The following is a 312-nucleotide window of genomic DNA, read 5'->3' as shown; positions in this document are numbered from 1 at the left end:
GCCCCAACTATCTGCGTGTCAAGGTGCAGCGCGAACTCGATTATGTCGAATGCGCGGTTCCTGTCTATTCGTTCTCGACACTGGCTCCGGAAGAAGGGTTCAAGTTCCTGTACGAGCAGTTCATCAAGATGCGTCGTGGGCACCCGCCGAAAGCAGAAGCCAAGCACATTGCGGACATCGAGCGGTTGCGTGCGATGCTCGCGGCACGCACTCCTGAAAACCCAGACCTTGCGTGGTCTGCTGATCAGATCATGCGTGAGGCCCACCACGTTCCTGATGCTGTGAGCGCACAGGTGCGTCAATCGCTCGTGC

General features: G+C 58.0%; 1 protein-coding gene. It reads left to right on the top strand.

What is annotated here, in order from left to right:
* A partial coding sequence (locus tag AC1RPX_RS07900; protein WP_481763347.1) for a hypothetical protein occupies positions 1-312 on the top strand: 312 nt, incomplete at both ends.

The sequence above is a fragment of the Dellaglioa sp. CoH-56-MRSF-14 genome (assembly GCF_056782115.1).
The sequence above is the reverse complement of the archived record's forward strand: the minus strand, read 5'-3'. Positions and strand labels throughout refer to the sequence as shown.